General features: G+C 70.8%; 18 protein-coding genes. 13 read left to right on the plus strand and 5 right to left on the minus strand.

Annotated elements, in window-relative coordinates:
- Positions 1-10 precede the first annotated feature (10 nt).
- A complete protein-coding gene (gene nudC / locus VGJ24_RS08255) occupies positions 11-919 on the plus strand; it encodes an NAD(+) diphosphatase (protein WP_331500048.1) in 909 nt (302 codons plus the stop codon).
- A gap of 22 nt (positions 920-941) precedes the next feature.
- Here the strand turns inward: nudC and VGJ24_RS08260 are convergent, their stop codons facing one another.
- The gene (locus tag VGJ24_RS08260; RefSeq protein WP_331500049.1) at positions 942-1,241 is read right to left on the minus strand and encodes a mycoredoxin; all 300 of its coding nucleotides are present in this window, start codon (positions 1,239-1,241) and stop codon (positions 942-944) included.
- Between the two features lie 71 nt (positions 1,242-1,312).
- On the opposite strand from VGJ24_RS08260, the gene VGJ24_RS08265 reads away from it, so the two are divergent.
- The 5 genes from VGJ24_RS08265 (at position 1,313) to VGJ24_RS08285 (ending at position 4,846) form a co-directional block, all read left to right on the plus strand.
- Positions 1,313-3,346 (plus strand): UvrD-helicase domain-containing protein, encoded by a 2,034-nt coding sequence (locus VGJ24_RS08265; RefSeq protein WP_331500050.1) that lies wholly within the window; start codon positions 1,313-1,315, stop codon positions 3,344-3,346.
- 146 nt (positions 3,347-3,492) lie between these two features.
- Positions 3,493-3,702, plus strand: coding sequence for a hypothetical protein (locus VGJ24_RS08270; protein ID WP_331500051.1), 210 nt, complete (start codon positions 3,493-3,495; stop codon positions 3,700-3,702).
- Between the two features lie 122 nt (positions 3,703-3,824).
- On the plus strand, positions 3,825-4,160 hold the full coding sequence (locus VGJ24_RS08275) for a WhiB family transcriptional regulator (protein WP_331500052.1): 336 nt from the start codon (positions 3,825-3,827) through the stop codon (positions 4,158-4,160).
- Between the two features lie 121 nt (positions 4,161-4,281).
- Complete coding sequence (locus tag VGJ24_RS08280; protein ID WP_331500053.1) at positions 4,282-4,437, plus strand: hypothetical protein; 156 nt, start codon at positions 4,282-4,284, stop codon at positions 4,435-4,437.
- 250 nt (positions 4,438-4,687) lie between these two features.
- Positions 4,688-4,846 carry a hypothetical protein gene (locus VGJ24_RS08285; protein WP_331500054.1) on the plus strand — a complete coding sequence of 53 codons (159 nt, stop codon included), beginning with the start codon at positions 4,688-4,690 and terminating at the stop codon, positions 4,844-4,846.
- A gap of 15 nt (positions 4,847-4,861) precedes the next feature.
- On the opposite strand, the gene VGJ24_RS08290 is transcribed toward VGJ24_RS08285, so the two are convergent.
- Together VGJ24_RS08290 and VGJ24_RS08295 are read right to left on the minus strand one after the other, a co-directional pair.
- Complete coding sequence (locus VGJ24_RS08290) at positions 4,862-5,620, minus strand: TOMM precursor leader peptide-binding protein (RefSeq protein ID WP_331500055.1); 759 nt, start codon at positions 5,618-5,620, stop codon at positions 4,862-4,864.
- Positions 5,621-5,751: 131 nt separating this feature from the next.
- Positions 5,752-5,910, minus strand: a complete 159-nt coding sequence (locus VGJ24_RS08295; RefSeq protein ID WP_331500056.1) for a DUF5679 domain-containing protein — start codon at positions 5,908-5,910, stop codon at positions 5,752-5,754.
- A 679-nt stretch (positions 5,911-6,589) separates the two neighbouring features.
- On the opposite strand from VGJ24_RS08295, the gene VGJ24_RS08300 reads away from it, so the two are divergent.
- Positions 6,590-7,657: a PHP domain-containing protein gene (locus VGJ24_RS08300; RefSeq protein WP_331500057.1), complete on the plus strand. Its 1,068-nt coding sequence runs from the start codon at positions 6,590-6,592 to the stop codon at positions 7,655-7,657.
- Positions 7,658-7,767: 110 nt separating this feature from the next.
- Complete coding sequence (locus tag VGJ24_RS08305; protein WP_331500058.1) at positions 7,768-8,301, plus strand: M48 family metallopeptidase; 534 nt, start codon at positions 7,768-7,770, stop codon at positions 8,299-8,301.
- Here VGJ24_RS08305 and VGJ24_RS08310 read toward each other — a convergent pair.
- A complete protein-coding gene (locus VGJ24_RS08310; RefSeq protein ID WP_331500059.1) occupies positions 8,262-8,837 on the minus strand; it encodes an NUDIX hydrolase in 576 nt (191 codons plus the stop codon). The two genes, VGJ24_RS08305 and VGJ24_RS08310, sit on opposite strands and share 40 nt — an antisense overlap.
- Positions 8,834-10,147, minus strand: a complete 1,314-nt coding sequence (locus VGJ24_RS08315) for a zinc-dependent metalloprotease (RefSeq protein WP_331500060.1) — start codon at positions 10,145-10,147, stop codon at positions 8,834-8,836. Before VGJ24_RS08315 ends, VGJ24_RS08310 begins: the two co-directional genes overlap by 4 nt.
- Before the next feature lie 65 nt (positions 10,148-10,212).
- Here VGJ24_RS08315 and VGJ24_RS08320 point away from each other — a divergent pair, with 65 nt between their 5' ends.
- The 5 genes from VGJ24_RS08320 to VGJ24_RS08340 are packed head-to-tail and all read left to right on the plus strand — an operon-like array spanning position 10,213 to position 15,523.
- Entirely contained in the window at positions 10,213-10,650 is a 438-nt protein-coding gene (locus VGJ24_RS08320) for a molybdenum cofactor biosynthesis protein MoaE (protein ID WP_331500061.1), read from the plus strand.
- Between the two features lie 60 nt (positions 10,651-10,710).
- Positions 10,711-10,971: a hypothetical protein gene (locus VGJ24_RS08325; RefSeq protein WP_331500062.1), complete on the plus strand. Its 261-nt coding sequence runs from the start codon at positions 10,711-10,713 to the stop codon at positions 10,969-10,971.
- Positions 10,972-10,998: 27 nt separating this feature from the next.
- Positions 10,999-12,063, plus strand: coding sequence for a YlbL family protein (locus VGJ24_RS08330; RefSeq protein WP_331500063.1), 1,065 nt, complete (start codon positions 10,999-11,001; stop codon positions 12,061-12,063).
- Positions 12,060-12,653: a PPA1309 family protein gene (locus VGJ24_RS08335; RefSeq protein ID WP_331500064.1), complete on the plus strand. Its 594-nt coding sequence runs from the start codon at positions 12,060-12,062 to the stop codon at positions 12,651-12,653. The genes VGJ24_RS08330 and VGJ24_RS08335 overlap by 4 nt, the downstream gene beginning before the upstream one ends.
- A complete protein-coding gene (locus VGJ24_RS08340) occupies positions 12,650-15,523 on the plus strand; it encodes a UPF0182 family protein (protein WP_331500065.1) in 2,874 nt (957 codons plus the stop codon). Before VGJ24_RS08335 ends, VGJ24_RS08340 begins: the two co-directional genes overlap by 4 nt.
- The last annotated feature ends 1 nt before the right edge of the window (position 15,524 follow it).

Raw genomic sequence — 15,524 nt, forward strand, 5'->3', positions numbered from 1 at the left:
CCTTCCGGCCGTGACGTTCCCGCACCTGGAGCTGGCCGCAGATCCGCACGACCGGGTGGGGGAGCGACGTACCGACGAGGCGTGGCTGGCCGAGGCCTGGGCCGCACCCGAGACGCGGGTGCTCGTGGTGGCGGGCAGCCGGGTGAGGCCGGTCGACGACACCGTCCCGTGGGTGCCCAGCACGCAGGCGCCCGGCGAGGGCACCCGGGTGCTGCTCGGGCAGCGCGACGGACGGGTGTGGTTCGCCCAGGTCGTCGACGCGTCGTACGCCGAGGGGGAGGGCTGGGTCGGCATCCGCGACCTGCTGCCGCACCTGTCCGGTGCCGGGGTCGAGCAGGCGCCTCTGGTGTTCCACGCGATCGGGCTGGCCGAGTGGCTGTTCGCCACGCGCTTCTGCCCCCGCTGCGGAGGCCGGCTGGAGCCGCGTCTGGCCGGGCACGAGCAGCAGTGCGTCGAGTGCCACCGGCGGCAGTTCCCGCGCACGGACCCGGCCGTGATCATGGCGATCACACACGGCGAGCCCGGCTCACCGGAAGAGGCGCTGCTGCTCGGCCGCCAGGACATCTGGCCGTCGGGTCGCTACTCGACCCTGGCCGGCTTCGTGGAGCCGGGCGAGTCGCTCGAGGACGCCGTACGACGTGAGGTCGCCGAGGAGACGGGCGTCGTCGTCGGAGAGGTGACCTACTTCGGCAACCAGCCGTGGCCGCTGCCGTCGAGCCTGATGCTCGGCTTCCGCGGCCGCGCGGCCTCACCCGACATCACCGTCGACGGCGTGGAGATGCAGGACGCCCGGTGGTTCACCCGGGCGGCGATGCGTGAGCAGACCGCGGCCGGGGAGCTGGTCCTGCCTGGCGGGGTCTCGATCAGCCGGTCGCTGGTCGAGGACTGGTACGGCGGTCCGCTGCCAGGGTCGTGGTGAGCGGCTCGCGCGCGAGCGTCGCTCAGTCCTCGCTCAGGCCCAGCTTCTCCTTGACCTGCATCAGCGACGGGTTCGTCTGCGCGGTGCCATCGGCGTACACCACCGTCGGCACGGTCTGGTTGCCGTGGTTGACCTTCTCGACGAGCGCGGCCGCCTCGGGGTGCTCCTCGATGTCGACGATGTCGTAGGCGATCCCCTCGCGGTCCATCTGACCCTTCAGACGGTGGCAGTAACCGCACCACGGCGTCGTGTACATGGTCACGGCATTGGTCACGGCATTCGTCACTGCGCTGGTCACCGAACTGGCCACCGACTCGGTCATCCGAGGACTGTCCCTTCTCACGTCTACTGTTGTGCCATCTTCAACCATCCCCGCTCAGGAGTTGTTCCCGCGTGAGCCCAGCACCACACCTCAGCGCCGACCTGCTGGGGGCGCTCGACCCGGAGCAGCGCGAGGTGGCCGAGGCGCTGCGGGGGCCGGTGCGGGTCCTGGCGGGTGCGGGCACCGGCAAGACGCGGGCGATCACCCACCGCATCGCCCATGGTGTGGCCGAGGGCATCTACGCCCCGACCGAGGTCCTCGCGGTCACGTTCACGACGCGGGCGGCCGGCGAGATGCGCGGCCGACTCCACCGGCTCGGCGCGCCGGGCGTTCAGGCCCGCACGTTCCACAGCGCCGCGCTCCGGCAGCTGCGGTGGTTCTGGCCCACGACGTACGGCGGCGACCTGCCGACCCTGACCGAGTCCAAGATCCCGCTCCTGGCCGGTGCCGCCCGGCGACTTCGGGTGCCGACCGACCAGGCACTGCTGCGCGACCTCGCGTCCGAGGTCGAGTGGGCCAAGGTCAGCAACGTCGGCCCGGACGACTACGCCCGCATCGCCGGCCGCCACGACCGCGCGGTCGCGAACCTCGACCACGAGACGGTCGGCCGGTTGTTCGCCGGCTACGAGGAGGTCAAACGTTCGCAGGCGCGGATGGACATGGAGGACGTCCTCCTCCTCACCGCCGGGATGCTCGCCGAGGAGGAGCGCGTGGCCGCGCAGGTCCGTGCGCAGTACAAATGGTTCGTCGTCGACGAGTTCCAGGACGTCTCGCCGATCCAGTCCGCGCTGCTCGACCTGTGGCTCGGCGGACGCGACGAGATCTGCGTGGTGGGCGACCCGGCCCAGACCATCTACTCCTTCGCCGGCGCCGACGCGTCGTACCTCCGCGACTTCCCGCGCAAGTTCCCCGGCACGACGTGTGTGGAGCTCTCCCGCAACTACCGCTCCTCGCCCGAGGTGGTGGAGACGGCCAACGCCGTCCTGGCCGGCTCCGCCTCGACCTCGGTGCGGCTGCGCGCCCAGCGTTCGAGCGGTCCCGCGGTGCGCTACCAGCCGGCCCCCGACGAGGTCGCCGAGGCAGACGCGGTCGCCGACGCCGTGGGCGCGCTGGTGCGTGACGGGGTGCCGGCGTCGCAGATCGCGGTGCTGTTCCGCATCAACGCCCAGTCCGAGGCGTTCGAGGAGGCGTTCGCCTCCCGCGGCCTGCCGTACGTCGTGCGTGGCGCCGCCCGGTTCTTCGACCGTGCCGAGGTGCGTCAGGCGGTGACCCTGCTACGCGGCGCCGTGCGCAACGACGACGGTGACTCGTCGGTGCTCGACCTGGTCCGGGGCGCGCTCGCCGGCATGGGATGGACGGCCGAGGCACCCACCACGCGCGGCCAGACCCGCGACCGCTGGGAGTCGCTCCAGGCGCTGATGACCATGGCCGAGGAGGCGGGGGAGACCTCCGCGAGCGACTTCGTGGCCGATCTCGACCGACGCGCGGCCGAGCAGCACGCGCCGGCGGCCGGCGGTGTCACCCTCGCGACGCTGCACGCGGCCAAGGGCCTCGAGTGGGACGCGGTGTTCCTCGCCGGGATGCACGACGGCGCGATGCCGCTGACCCACGCGACGTCCGAGGCGGAGATCGAGGAGGAGCGTCGCCTGCTCTACGTCGGGATGACCCGTGCCCGCGAGCACCTGGTCCTGTCCTGGGCGGCGGCCCGCACGCCGGGTGGCCGGGGCAACCGCCAGCCCTCCCGATTCCTCGACGGGCTGCTGCCGGCCTCGGCGCGCGCCCGGAGCGCGAAGCCCAAGGCTCGGCGCGCGGTGCACTGCCGTGAGTGCGGTCGGCCGCTGTCGACCGCAGCGGAGAAGAAGCGCGCACGCTGCGCCGACTGCCCCGCGTCGTACGACGAGGAGCTGTTCGAGAAGCTGCGCGTCTGGCGCAAGGAGCGCGCCGACGAAGAGAGCGTGCCGGCGTTCGTGGTGTTCACCGACGCCACGCTGCAGCTGATCGCCGAGCTGCGACCGACGTCTTCCGCGGACCTGCTGCGCATCAGTGGCGTGGGCCCGGCCAAGCTCGAGCGATACGGAGCGGCCCTGCTCGCGGTCGTCGGTTGAACTTCTTCAAACTTTTTCGCGAAATGCCCACTAAATCGTTTGCCGCTTACCACGCCCCCCCGGTAGCGTTCTGCAGGCAACGAAACCAACAGCGCATCACGACCTGTGGCAAGGTCGGCGCCCGACACTCGAAGGAGGTGGCCCGGATGATCAAGATCAACCGCACGATCACGGCTCAGAGCCCGGCGTTCGGCGTGTCCGCGTATGGCCAGACCTCCCTCGAGGCTGCGGCCATTTCGCCGTTCGGCGACGTTCAGGTGTCGACGTGCGCCCGCGTTCGCCACATCGGTGACATGGGCCTCGCCACCACCACCGGCTTCCCGGGTACCTCCGCCTGGAGACCACCATCCTGTTGACCAGTCAGCAGCGATCGGCAGCCTCCAGGCCGCGGAACCCGAACCGGGATCCGCGGCCTTTCTGATTTTCAAACGAAGACTTCCCACTCGAAGCGATCAGGTCACACAAGGAGGTGAAAGACATGACCATCACTGTTCTCGACCGCCGGTACGGGGTCGCCGATGCGCTGCTGCCTGCGACGCTCGGTGAGCTCCACGACACGGCCGACACGGTGCCCGACGAGCTGCTGCCCTGCCGAGTCAATGACTCGGACCTGTGGTTCGCCGAGTCGCCGGCCGACGTCGAGTTCGCCAAGGCGTTGTGCCAGGACTGCCCGGTGCGGGATCTCTGCCTCACCGGAGCCCTGGAGCGGCGTGAGCCCTGGGGCGTCTGGGGCGGAGAGCTGTTCCTCCAAGGAGTAGTGATCCCCCGCAAGCGTCCGCGAGGGCGTCCACGCAAGAACGAGCAGGCCGCCTGACCTCAACAGTCACGTGACCGGCCTCGCATGACGGCCCTGTCTATTCATCCATCCATCACTGGAAAGCACTTCCTTGAACCACACAAACCAGAACGGAAACAAGCCCATGATGAACAACTTGATGCACGAAGACCTCGCGCGCGCGCAGATGTCCGCGCGCCTGGGAGAGGCGCAGCAGCTCCGTCGTGGCCGCCAGCAGGCGGCGGCACGGCGGCTGAGCCGCAAGGCCGAGCAGGCCGCGCGGCAGGCGCGTCTGGCCCTGGCCCGCGCCAACTGAGGAACACCGCCTCGACCTGATCGCGAGTGTTCCGGGAGCCCGGTACGACACAGTCGTACCGGGCTCCCGCGCGTCTGTTGGAGGGTGTCGCGCACGTCCGGTTCCGGCCCGGAGGTCTACGTCGCTGGCGGTCGCGTCGGCCGCGTGGTGCAGTTCTCGGTCGCCCGACCACGGCGGCCGCCGCGCATACGCACGCTCCCACGACCTCCGGCCGGCTCCGGCCGCGCGGGGCGGGGTTAGGTTGATCAACGTGAAGACCTGCGACATGTGCGGGAAGCAGGCCGGCGGGGCCGAGACTCTGACCTGGGTGACCTCGGTCGAGAACGGCCGCAAGAAGACCTACTGCGACACCTGTTCGCGCGAACACCTGCGGGCCATCGAGAGCAAGCTCGACAGCGAGTGGTGGTGAGCCCGCAGAGGTTCCCTAGCCCCAGGCGCAGCCGCAGTGCGGGTGGCGCAGCCAGTCACGTCGCGTGACCTCGAGGTCGTCGGTCACGGTGAGTGTCGCCGACCGGAGGGCGGGGTCGCGGCCGTCGAGCCGGCGTACGACGTCGCGCGCGGCCCAGGCGATCCCGATCTGCACCAGGCACGGATCCGGATCTCTCGTCGGTGCGGTCGGCAGCTCCTCGAGCTGATGCAGCACCGTTGCCCGACGCGGGTCCAGGTCGCCGAGGTGTGCGTCGATGCAGCGGAGGCAGGCGGTCCGGCCGGGCTCGACGAACGGGCCGATCCGCACGGAGCGGGCGAGCACGGTCAGCCAGAGGTGGCAGACGTCGTCGCGGACCAAAGCGTCCGAGACCCGGCGCCGTGGTTCGCCGACGGTGACCACCAGGCGGGTGCTCGCGTCCGGTGAGTTCACGAGTCCCGCGGCGGCGCAGGTGCGGACCACTCGGTCCTCGAGCGTGGCGTCGACCGCCAAGGTCACCGGCGCGGGTGAGCGCGCGGCTCGGCGGGACGCAGCGTCGACGATCCAACCGCCGGCCACGAGCTCGTCGACGAGACCGCGCATCGCCTCGGGCGGGCGGCGGTCGAGATGGGTGAGCGCGTCGTGCAGGCCCGGCCGGTCGGGCAGGACCAGCCGGTGTGGCGGGTCGAGCCCGACCTGAAGATGCCGGTCGTCACGGCGTACGACATGGAGCCCGTCGCGCAGCACGGGCCGGGAGAGATCCGTCCACGACGCCATGCCCCGACGCTGGCACAAGCCGCGATCCGAGGTCCGCGCTCATCCACAGCCGCCGTGCGGAGACGGCCCGTGCGGACAGACGGACGGCGCCACCCGGAGGTGGCGCCGTCCGTTGAGGTCTGTGCGGTGTCTCAGGCCTTGCCGAGAATCCGGTTGAGGTTCGTGCCGCACACGGGGCAGACGGCCTTCGCCATGCGAGTGCCCTTGTCGTTGACACGGACCTCGCCGCTTGCCTCGCGCTTGGCCTTGCACTTCACGCAGTAGAACTCGCCGCTCCAGGTCTCCGCCATGACGGCCTCCTTGCTTGTTCTCATTACGGTCGTCGCGACGGGGGAGTCAGGGGAAGCCCGCCGGGACCGGGCCACGCGGGCACCCGGTCGTCGCCGACCCTACGGCACCGGAGCCACCGCGTGCAGTCGGCGCACCGGTGAGCGTGGAAGAGCCTGGTTTCACGCTCAGGGCCCGCGATCGCCCGCCGACGACCTCCAGGAGGACCTCAGCGCCTGCACGAGGGCGGCGCGAACCGAGGTTCACGGGGCGCTGAGGCCCTCCTGTCGGGGGTCCGTGGGGACGTGCCCGGCTCGGCCCGAGAGGCCCGAGAGGTGGCTAGACGGAGGCCCGGGACCGAACGTCGCTTGCCTTCCCCTTGCGAACGCCGTCCGGAGTCCCGGGACCCCGTCTGCGGGCCACGCTAGGAGTGCGCCGAGGACAGGGTCAACGCATCGGGCAGGGTTCGCGCGGTTGCCTGTGGACAAGCCTGTGGACAACGCCGGTGCAGCCTGTGGAGAACCCCCTTGTGGGGTGGGGACCGGCTGGGGAGGGCCTGTGGAACCCCGCCGACCGGGGTGCGCTTCGCGGCGGCTGACCAGCAAGAATGTCGCGCACCGGGTGTGGAGGGAAAATCCCTTGCCTGGGGACAGCGGCGCTGACCACGAGCGGCACCGGCGCAAGACAGCGGAAAGGAGCCCGATGAGCACGGACGGGGAGACGGCGCCGGACCACCCCTACGAGCAGGGACCGGTGGCTGCGCTGCGACGCGTCGCGTTCTTGATGGAGCGGGGGCGCGAGGAGACCCGCCGGGTGCAGGCGTTCCGCAACGCCGCCGCCACCATCTTGCCGTTGCCCGCAGACGAGGTCGCCGAGCGCGTCGAGGCGGGCACGCTCACCGAGCTCCCAGGGATCGGCCCCAGCACCGCATCGGTCATCGAGGCCGCCGTCCGCGGGGAGCAGCCGGAGCGGCTCGCCAGGCTCGAGGCGGCGTACGCCGGGCCGCTCACCCAGGGCGGACGGACGCTCCGGGCCGCGCTGCGCGGCGACCTGCACTCCCACTCCGACTGGTCCGACGGCGGATCGCCGATCGAGGAGATGGCCTTCACCGCGATCGAGCTCGGCCACGAGTACCTCGTGCTCACCGACCACTCGCCCCGCCTGACCGTCGCCAACGGTCTCAGCGTCGCCCGCCTGACCAAGCAGCTCGGCGTCGTCGACGCGGTCAACGAGCACCTCGCCGGCGCGGGCTTCACGCTGCTGAAGGGGATCGAGGTCGACATCCTCGACGACGGCGGGCTCGACCAGACCGACGAGATGCTGGCGAAGCTGGACCTCCGGGTCGCCAGCGTCCACTCCAAGCTGCGTCAGGACGCCGCCGGCATGACGGCGCGGATGATGGGCGCGATCCGCAACCCCCGCACCAACGTGCTCGGGCACTGCACGGGCCGGATGGTGATGGGCAACCGCGGCACCCGGCCCAGCAGCGAGTTCGATGCGAAGGCGGTGTTCGGGGCCTGCGCCGAGCACGACGTCGCGGTGGAGATCAACTCCCGCCCCGAGCGCCGCGACCCCCCGACGAAGCTGATCGAGCTCGCCCGCGACCTCGGCTGCCTGTTCTCGATCGACTCCGACAGCCATGCGCCCGGTCAGCTGGACTTCCTCGACTACGGCTGCGAGCGCGCCGAGGCGGCCGGCATCGAGCCAGAACGAATCGTCAACACCTGGCCGCGCGACCGCCTCCTGGCCTGGGCCGCGAAGGACCGATAGCTCGCAGTTCGTGACACCCCGCGCAGGCCCGATGAGGTGCCAGAGGCTGCGAGGTATCCGTCCGGTGCGGCTCCCGTCGGGTGACGGGGGAGACCGTTACCGTTTCCGCCATGACGAACGGCAGTGGGGAGCCGCAGACCCAGGTGGAGGTACGCCGTTCGAAGCGGCGCCGCCGGACCGTGTCGGCGTACCGCGAGGGCGACCGGATCGTCGTGCTGATCCCGGCCTCCCTGACCCGCCGCCAGGAAGCCGAGTGGGTCGAGACGATGGTGGCGCGGGTCGAGAAGGCCGAGGCCCGGCGCCGGCCCAGCGACGACGAGCTGTTGCGGCGGGCCACCGGGCTCAGCCAGACCTGGCTTCGCGGGCGTGCCCTGCCGGCCACGGTCCGCTGGGTCGACAACCAGCGCAGTCGCTGGGGCTCGTGCACGCCGGTCGACCGCTCGATCCGGCTCTCCCGTCGGCTGCAGGACATGCCCGACTGGGTCGTCGACTACGTGCTGGTCCACGAGCTGGCCCACCTGATCGAGGCCGGTCACAACGACCGCTTCTGGGCGTGGGTGGACCGCTATCCCCACGCGGAGCGCGCGAAGGCCTGGCTCGACGGCTACTCCGCGGGTGCCAGGCTCGCGGGCGGCGGCGACTGAAGCCGGGTTCTCGCGAGCCGGATCAGCTCGTGCATCTCCGGCTCGAGGTCCGGCAGCCCCGCCAGCGGCCACCAGCGCACCTCGAGCGACTCGTCGCCGGCCCGTGCGTCGACACCGGGCGGCGCGACCGCGGCATACCGGACGTCCAGATGGTCGGCGCGCCCGTGCCCCCGGCAGAACTCCACCTCGTGCACGTCGAGGTGGACCGGCTCCGGATGGACGCGCAGCCCCGCGAGGCCGGACTCCTCGGGCGCCTCGCGGGCCGCGGTGGCGACGAGCGAGCCGTCGTCGGGCTCGCAGTGGCCACCGAAGTGGAACCACCGTCGAGCCTTACCGTGCAGGTTCAGCAGTACGGCGTCCAGCCCGGGGGACAGGACGAGCGTGCCAGCCGTCACGTGGCCCGGTGAGCACGTACGCCGCAGCCCGTCGGGATGCTCCTCGAGGTGGGCGACGAACCGGTCACGAAGCGTGGCCTGGGCCGGCGAGGGCGGGGTCCACGAGCGGAGCGCGGCGAGCGCTGCTGCGTGGGCGCTCACTCCTCGCGCGGACCCTCGGACGTGCCGTCCGCCCCGCCCATGCCGCGGTCGAGGAGGTTGCGCAGCTCGGCGTCGAAGTCGTCCTCGCTGAGCTGCTCGGGCACGTCGGAGCCCTCGCGGAAGCCGAGCGGGTCGTCGAGGTCCGCGTCGGTCGGCAGCAGGTGGGGACTCATCCAGACACCGTCTCGGGCCTCGGCACCCTGACGCGTGCGCAGCGATCCCCACAGCGTCGAGGCGTCGCGGAGCCGCCGCGGTCGCAGCTCCAGCCCGACCAGCGAGGCGAACGTCTCCTCGGCCGGACCCCCGGCGGCGCGGCGACGGCGTACGGCCTCCTGGAGCTTGGTGGCGGTGGGCATCCGCTCGGCCGTCGCCTCGCCGACCACCTCGTCGACCCAGCCCTCGACCAGCGCCAGCGCGATCTCGAGCCGCTTCAGCGCGGCGTCCTGCCGGGGTGAGCGGGGGATGTCGAACAGCCCGCCCTCCATCAGTTCCTGCATCTTCTCCATGTTGCTCGGGTCGACGCCGCGCAGGCGCTCCTCCATGGTCTCCTGGATGCGGTCGGTGTTGATCTCGATGCCCTGGGCGTAGTCGGTGACGGCGCCGATCACGTGGTCGCGCAGCCACGGCACCGCGGCGAAGAGCCGCTGGTGGGCCGCCTCGCGGAGGGCGAGGTAGAGCAGCACGTCGCTCTCGGGTACGTCGAGCCCCTCGGCGAAGCGTGCGATGTTGGCCGGCACGAGTGCCGCCTTGCCGGGAGCTCCCAACGGGACCCCGATGTCGGATGCGGAGACCACCTCGCCGGCCATCGCGCCCAGACCCGAGCCCACCTGGGTCGCGAGCATGGCGCCGACGGCCTTGCCGAGCATCGCCAGGATCGGACCGCCCATGCTCGCCGCCTCGGCCGGGAGGGCGTTGCCGAGGGCGCCGACCGACGACGCGGCGATCGGCTCGACGAGGATCTTCCAGACATCGGTCGTGCCGACGACCCACTCCGCCCGGCTCCAGGCGGCGGTCGAGGTGACGCCCGAGGGGAAGTTCGTGGTCTCGTCGAGCCAGTGGTCGGCCAGCCGGACGGCGTCGGCGATCTCGTCGCGCTGTTTCTGCGACGGGGTCGGGTCGGGCTGCTGGGCGACGGACTTGCGGGCGGTGTCGGTCGCGAGCTCCCAGTTCAGCGGCCCGTCGTAGGGCTGCATCATCGACTGGAGCTGGCTGAAGAGCTGGCCGATGTCGGGCGTTCCGCCGGCGAAGAACTGCTCGAACGGCGTGCCCCGGAACGGGTTCTGGTCGTCGGGCGGCGGTTGCTCGGTCATGCTCCAACGGTACGCCGTTGACGGTGAGGGTCACCCCGCTGACGACCGGTGGCTAGGGTCACCATGTGCCCACCCCCGATCCCAACGTCATGCGTCTCGTCGACCTGCGCGAGACACCGCTGGACGTCGCCGAGGTGGTCGCGGCACTCGACGACCTGGCCTCGGGCGGGCTCACGCTCTTCGTCGGCCGGGTCCGCGACCACGACCACGGGCTCGACGTACGCGGGCTGGAGTACGCCGCACACCCGACCGCGCTCGACGCGCTCCGTCGGGTCTGCGCCGACGTCGCCGAGCAGTACGACGTGCGCGCGGTCGCCGCGGTCCATCGGGTCGGCCGGCTCTCGATCGGCGACATCGCGGTGATCGTCGCGACCGCGTCGGCCCACCGCGGCACGGCGTTCGACGCCTCGCGGGCGCTGATCGACACGCTCAAGTCCGAGGTGCCGATCTGGAAGCACCAACAGTTCGGCGACGGCACCGAGGAGTGGGTCGGCACGCCCTAGGGGCCGCGGGTCGGGCGCGCCTCGCGTGCGGGTGCATGCCCGGTGCCTACCCTGGAGCGCGTGGAGATCCTGTGGTGGCTCGCCCCGCCGGTGGTAGCGACGGTGCTGGCGATGCTCTGGGTCTCGTGGCTGAGTCGTGAAGGTCGCGGCGAGGTGGACCGGGAAGTCGCCGTACGCCGCCTCGGCGACGCGATGGCCAGGCCGACCAGGGTCTCATCGCGTCCCACCCCGCCCCGTGCGCCCGTTCCCGGTGAGCGCAGCACCGGCGTCGCCGTCCGACCGTCACGCCGCTCCGCGGGTCCCACCCGTCACGCCTCCTGACTTCCGTCGGGTGAGAGGCTTTCCCGCATGACGCAGCGCACCCTGGCCGCTCTGCTGGCCGTGCCGCTGTTCGTAGCGCTCGGGATCTACACCGCCGTCACCCCCCTTCCGTTCGTCACCTACTCACCCGGCCCGACCATCAACGTCCTCGGCGACAACGACGGGAAACCGATCATCGAGGTCCAGGGACACCCCACCTACCGCGACGACGGCGAGCTGCGGATGACCACGGTCTCGGTGACGCAGCGCAACGCCAGGCTCGACCTCCTCACGCTCCTCCGCACGTGGTTCTCCCGGGACAGGGCGATCTACCCCTACGCGATCCAGTACGGCGGAGGCGGGTCGCAGCAGCAGGACACCCAGGAGGGGCAGGTCGAGATGATCGGCTCCCAGGACTCCGCGATCGCGGCCGCGTTGCGGCAGCTCGGCTATCAGGTGAACCCGGTGCTCGAGATCCTCAGCGTCACGCCCACGATGCCCGCCGACGGCAAGCTCGAGGTACGCGACGTCATCAAACGGTTCAACGGCACCAAGGTGACCGCCGCGACCGACCTGGGCAAGCTGATCCACGACGTCCCGGCCGGGGACACGGTCCCGATGACGGTGGAGCGCAAGGGCAAGCCGGTCACGGTGCGGATCACGCCGACCACCAAGGACGGAACCCGGCTGATCGGGGTCACCCTCGGCATCGGCTACACGTTCCCGTTCAAGGTCTCGGTGCACATCAGCGACTCGATCGGCGGTCCGAGCGCCGGCCTGATGTTCGCGCTCTCGATCTACGACACCCTCACGCCGGGATCCCTGACGTCCGGGGGAGCGGTCGCGGGCACCGGCACGATCAGTGCCGCCGGTGGCCGGGTGGGCGAGATCGGCGGCATCCAGCAGAAGATCGTCGGAGCCAGGCAGGACGGCGCGCAGCTCTTCCTGGTGCCTCCGGCCAACTGCCCCGACGCCCTCACCAGCGACCACGGGTCGATGCGCCTGGCCAAGGCGGCCACCCTCAAGGACGCGATCGCCGAGGTGACCGCGTGGGGCAAGAACCACGATGCAGCGCTGCCCCAGTGCACCGCGTCCGACAAGGCGAAGCATTGAGCCCCGACACGAGCCCCGACACGAGCCCGGACCCGAGCCCGGATGAGGGCCTCGCGCATGCCGTGCTCGAGATCGAGCGGCACGCGGCGGAGGCCGGCTGGGACCAGCCGGCTCGGCTCTTCGCCCTGGTCGAGACCGCGGGGCTGGTAGCACGCGAACCGCACCTGGCCGACAACCTCGGCGACGCCCCGCTCACGCCGATCGAGCAGGAGGGACTCGCCCCCGAGCGCCCTCTCGAGGAGCAGCTGACCGCCATCACCTGGCCTGAGACGGTCCACGGCTGCGCCGCCCTGGTCGAGCGGGTGGTGCTGCCGCCCGACGTCGAGGCGCAGGTGCCCGATCAATCCGGCCTGGCTGCGGCGTACGCCTCGGAGCACCCGGATCGGCAGGAGGTGCGGATCGTGGCCGCCGCGACGCGCACAGGCGCGTCGTACTGTGCCCTTCGGCTGCGCGCGCACGATGAGGACGAGTCGGTGCTGACCGGACCCGACCTTGTGCCGGGCCTGTTGACTCTGGTGCAAGCCACCCTGGACGACCACCCCGACAACCGCCCCGTCCGCCCCGACCGCCCCGAGGAGCCCCAGCGATGAGTGACGCCTTGGAGGAGGAGTTCGACGACTTCCCTCCGCGACGGTCGCGCCGGGCGCGGATCCTGTTGTTCTCGCTGCTCGGCCTGATCATCGCGTTCTTCCTGGTCACGCTGTTCGCCTCGATCTACACCGACCGGCTCTGGTACGGCTCGGTGGGCTACGCCAACGTCTACGACAAGATGCTGTGGACCCGGATCGGGCTGTTCTTCGGGTTCGGGCTCCTGATGGCGCTCAGCGTCGCGGCGAACATGGTCATCGCCTACCGGGCGCGACCGTTCCACCGCCCCGACTCCCCGGAGCAGACCGGGCTCGATCGCTATCGCGACGCCGTCGCCCCGATCCGCACCCTGCTCCTGGTCTCGGTGGCCGGCGTGATCGGGCTGTTCGGAGGGGTCGCGGCCAACGGCAAGTGGCGCGGGTTCCTGCTCTGGGCCAACCGCGAGTCGTTCCACACCGCCGACCCCTACTTCCACAAGGACGTCGGCTTCTACGTCTTCACGCTGCCCTGGCTGCACTTCGTGGTCGGGTTCGTGATCGCGGTGCTGGTGCTGTCGGCGCTCACCGCGATCGTCGTCCACTACCTGTACGGCGGCATCCGGCTCCAGGCCACCAACGACCGGATGTCGACCACGGCGACGATCCAGCTGTCGATCCTCGGGGGGCTGGCGTTGCTGGCCAAAGCCGTCGGCTACTACCTCGACCGCTTCGATCTGGTGACCGGGTCGGGATCGGTGGCGACCGGCATGGGCTACACCGACCAGCACACCCTGCTGCCGGCGCGGAACATCCTGATCGGGGTGGCGCTGATCTGCGCCCTGCTGTTCTTCGTGACCGCCTGGCGGCGCATCTGGCTGCTGCCCGGGGTCGGCATCTCCCTGCTCGTGGTGACCTCGATCCTGCTCGGGCTGATCTGGCCGGCGTTCGTCCAGCACTTCCAGGTCGATCCCAACCGGCAGGACAAGGAGGCGTCGTACATCAGCTCGAACATCGACGCGACGCGCAGGGCCTACGACCTGAGCTCGATCAAGCAGGTCAAGCAGAAGGCCGCACCGGCGACCCCGGCCAGCGTGCAGACCCTGATCGACCAGACGACATCGGTGCCGGTGGTCGACCCGTCGTTGATCGCCGGTGCGTTCCAGCAGACCCAGGCGGTCTACGGCTACTACGGCGTGGGGCCGGTGCTCGATGTCGATCACTACCCGATCGACAACGTCGACCGTGCCGTGGTGATCGGCGCCCGCGAGCTCGACCAGGGTGGCATCAACAGCACCGACCAGAACTGGTCCAACCTGCACACCATCTACACCCACGGCAGCGGGGTCATCGCGGCGTTCGGCAACCAACGACCGCCGGACAACTCCGCGGAGAGCCAGCAGATCCAGTGGGCGCAGGGGCAGGACCCCGGACAGGACTCGCTGGAGAAGGCGACCGGCCCCTTCGAGAACGGGATCTACTTCGGCGAAGGCAGCCCCAGCTACTCGATCGTCGGCAAGGCCCCCGGTGCGCAGGACAGCGAGATCGACCTCAACTCGAACGGCGCGCAGGACCGCACGACGTACGACGGTGGGGGCGGGGTGGGCGTCGGCGGCTTCTTCCACAAGCTGATGTACGCGATCAAGTTCGGCGACGCGAACTTCCTGCTGTCGTCGCGGGTCGGGCCCGACAGCCGGGTGCTGTACTACCGCAACCCGACCCAGCGGGTCGAGAAGGTCGCGCCGTGGCTGACCCTGGACGGCGACGTCTACCCGGTGGTGGAGGGCGGGCACATCCTGTGGGTGCTCGACGGCTACACGACCACCGACCAGTACCCGCAGTCCGAGCGCGACTCGTTCTCGGACATGACCAGCGACGTGGTCAACAGGTCGCCCGGCGTTCGGACTCTGCCGACCGACCAGATCAACTACATCCGTAACGCCGTCAAGGCGACCGTCGACGCCTACACCGGCAAGGTCACGCTCTACGCCTGGGACGACACCGACCCGATCCTGCAGGCGTGGCGGAGCGCGTTCCCCGGCACGGTGCTCGACCGGGACCAGATCCCGAGCGACCTGCTGCCGCACCTTCGCTACCCCGAGGACATGTTCAAGGTGCAGCGCTTCCAGTACGCCCGCTACCACGTGACCGATGCCAACGACTTCTTCAACGCCAACCTCCAATGGCAGGTCTCGCCCGACGCCGTCGCCAAGGAACAGAACCAGGCGCCGATCCGGATGTTCACGCCCGACCCGGCGACCGGGGACGAGACCTGGTCCCTGACGTCGAGCTACGTGCCGAACAACAAGACCAACCTGGCCGGTTTCGTCACCGCCGCCTCCGACCCGACGACGGCGGACTACGGGACGATCACCGTCGAGGAGCCGCTCAGCGACAACCTGCCGGGCCCCGCTCAGGCCTACAGCCAGCTGGTCTCCGACCCTCAGATCACCCGCAAGACCCAGTCGTTCCGGCTGGGCGACGCGACGCCGCAGTACGGCAACGTGGTGTCGGTGCCGCTCGGGTCCGGCCTGATGTACGTCGTACCGGTGTACGCGACCCGGCAACAGACCTCGTCGTCGTCGTACCTCACGCTGCGGTACGTGATGGTGTCCTACGGCACGAGGGTCGGGATCGGGGACACCCTCGTCGACGCCATCACCGACATGACCGGCACCACCCCACCGCCCGACACCGGCAACGGCAACGGCAACAACGGTGGCCCCCACCATCAGGTCAAGGGCGCGATGGCCAAGGCCCACGCGCTCCTCGAGAGGGCGCAGGCCGACTTCGCCGCCGCCGACCAGGCGCTCGCCGAGGGCAAGGGTGCCGAGTGGGTGCGCCTCAGCCACCGGGCACGCGTCGAGGTCGCCAAGGCCCTGAACCTGCTGAAGTAAT

It is taken from the genome of Nocardioides sp. (assembly GCF_036493135.1).
GTDB lineage: Bacteria > Actinomycetota > Actinomycetes > Propionibacteriales > Nocardioidaceae > Nocardioides.

Coding starts and splice junctions, on each gene's coding strand:
- VGJ24_RS08295 (WP_331500056.1), bottom strand. CDS start 5,910: ATGGCGGAGACCTGGAGCGGCGAGTTCTACTGCGTGAAGTGCAAGGCC.
- VGJ24_RS08300 (WP_331500057.1), top strand. CDS start 6,590: ATGAGCACGGACGGGGAGACGGCGCCGGACCACCCCTACGAGCAGGGA.
- VGJ24_RS08270 (WP_331500051.1), top strand. CDS start 3,493: ATGATCAAGATCAACCGCACGATCACGGCTCAGAGCCCGGCGTTCGGC.
- VGJ24_RS08315 (WP_331500060.1), bottom strand. CDS start 10,147: ATGACCGAGCAACCGCCGCCCGACGACCAGAACCCGTTCCGGGGCACG.
- VGJ24_RS08275 (WP_331500052.1), top strand. CDS start 3,825: ATGACCATCACTGTTCTCGACCGCCGGTACGGGGTCGCCGATGCGCTG.
- VGJ24_RS08340 (WP_331500065.1), top strand. CDS start 12,650: ATGAGTGACGCCTTGGAGGAGGAGTTCGACGACTTCCCTCCGCGACGG.
- VGJ24_RS08305 (WP_331500058.1), top strand. CDS start 7,768: ATGACGAACGGCAGTGGGGAGCCGCAGACCCAGGTGGAGGTACGCCGT.
- VGJ24_RS08260 (WP_331500049.1), bottom strand. CDS start 1,241: ATGACCGAGTCGGTGGCCAGTTCGGTGACCAGCGCAGTGACGAATGCC.
- VGJ24_RS08330 (WP_331500063.1), top strand. CDS start 10,999: ATGACGCAGCGCACCCTGGCCGCTCTGCTGGCCGTGCCGCTGTTCGTA.
- VGJ24_RS08280 (WP_331500053.1), top strand. CDS start 4,282: ATGCACGAAGACCTCGCGCGCGCGCAGATGTCCGCGCGCCTGGGAGAG.
- VGJ24_RS08290 (WP_331500055.1), bottom strand. CDS start 5,620: ATGGCGTCGTGGACGGATCTCTCCCGGCCCGTGCTGCGCGACGGGCTC.